At 59.5% G+C, this 1,532-nt stretch carries 2 protein-coding genes and 1 pseudogene; all 3 read left to right on the top strand.

The window, feature by feature from the left end:
* A pseudogene (locus AC1D1X_RS23030) lies at nucleotides 1–126 on the top strand (cupin domain-containing protein); the annotation flags it as partial.
* Nucleotides 127–304: 178 nt separating this feature from the next.
* Nucleotides 305–967, top strand: a complete 663-nt coding sequence (locus tag AC1D1X_RS23025; RefSeq protein WP_477671459.1) for a glycine zipper 2TM domain-containing protein — start codon at nucleotides 305–307, stop codon at nucleotides 965–967.
* A gap of 307 nt (nucleotides 968–1,274) precedes the next feature.
* On the top strand, nucleotides 1,275–1,532 hold a 258-nt coding region (locus AC1D1X_RS23020), incomplete at its 3' end, for a DUF427 domain-containing protein (RefSeq protein ID WP_477699301.1).

Raw genomic sequence — 1,532 nt, 5'->3', positions numbered from 1 at the left:
GTGCTGGAGTGCGTGCTGTGCCGCAGTGATGGCGAAGCGGTTGCCATCAACCTCGATATCGATCCTGTGGAGAAGCCAGACACGGTGCTGTGGGTGGACCCGACCCATCCCCATGGGGGCGTCTAAAAATACGTGTAAAGCCTGGGTGAAGGCTGTATGAGGGCGGTGTGAACACGTGCTGAAGTGCGCAAAAGCGCACACTTTCACCTGAACGCGGAAAGCTTTCCTTACGAATGTCACTTCGTCCTACAGGATGTATCCGTCAGTGTTGTTACAACCGGGGCTCACACACAGGAGTTCCATCATGGACACCAACAACCAAGTTAATCAACCCGCCGTTCAACCCCAGCCTGCCTCGCAGCCGGGCTTCTCGCAACGCCTGCAGCACAGCAAGGCGCTTGTCGCCATCGTTGCCGTGCTCGGCGTGACCGTCATGGCGCTGGCCGCCGCGCTGGTCGTCAACCGGTCCGACGCGCAGCCGGGTGGATCGGCTGCCGCCAATGAACCTGCGCAAACTTCCAAGCTGGCGGCGGACACGTCCAAACACACGCAGCCCGCCAAGCCGCACACCAGCCCGGTCGTGGTCGCGCAAGCCTCGCCGCGCGCCAATGTCTGCGCAAGCTGCGGCACCGTCGAAGCTGTGACCCCTGTTCAACGCCAGGGCAAAGTGAATGGTGTGGATGTGGGTAACACCACCATCGGACTTGGCACAGTGGCCGGCGGCGTTGTCGGCGGCCTTGTCGGTAACCAGATGGGCGGCGGCAATGGCAAAACCGCCATGACCGTGCTGGGTGTTGCCGGCGGTGCATTTGCCGGCAACCAGATCGAGAAAAACATGAAGAAGGTCACCGTGTACGAAGTGCGCGTTCGCATGGACGATGGCACCGTGCGCAACATGGAGCTTTCCAGCGCCGTGGCAGTGGGCTCGAAGGTGATTGTTGAAGGCAAGAATCTCCGTTTGGCCTAAAACATGACCCCCACGGTCGCTCACTTCGTGTAGCTTCCTGCCCCCCGAGGGGGCCGCCCGCCTGTGGCCCGGCAAAGCCGGTTCCACGGCTCATGCTGGCATGAAGAGGGTGGTTCAACAAAAGCGCTGGTGTCCGTCATCGGCGCTTTTTTTTGGCCCTCATCGTGTCCGCTACGGTTCATAAACCCCCGGGCCGGCCCAAGCCTGCGCTGAGGGGTAGCATGGAGCCCTGTTTCTTCCAATTTCCGATCAACTGATCAATATCTCATCGCAGCCTCAACATCAGCTTGAGCAGAAAGACATTCCCATGAAAGCCATCTGGAACGGCGCAGTGATTGCGCAAAGCGACGACACCGTGGTGGTGGAAGGCAACCACTATTTCCCTGAAAGCTCGCTCAACCGCGACTACGTGACCTTCAGCAACCACCACACCATGTGTTCTTGGAAAGGCCAGGCCAGCTATTACTCGTTGCTGGTCAACGGGGAAATGAACACCGATGCCGCCTGGTATTACCCCGATCCCAAACCCGAAGCCGACAACATCAAGGGTCACATTGCCTTCTGG

Source organism: Polaromonas sp. P1_G4, from assembly GCF_056405475.1.
The sequence above is the reverse complement of the archived record's forward strand: the minus strand, read 5'-3'. Positions and strand labels throughout refer to the sequence as shown.

Bases quoted from the DNA above. Each gene is read 5' to 3' on its own strand.
- AC1D1X_RS23025 (WP_477671459.1), top strand. From the start codon at position 305: ATGGACACCAACAACCAAGTTAATCAACCCGCCGTTCAACCCCAGCCT.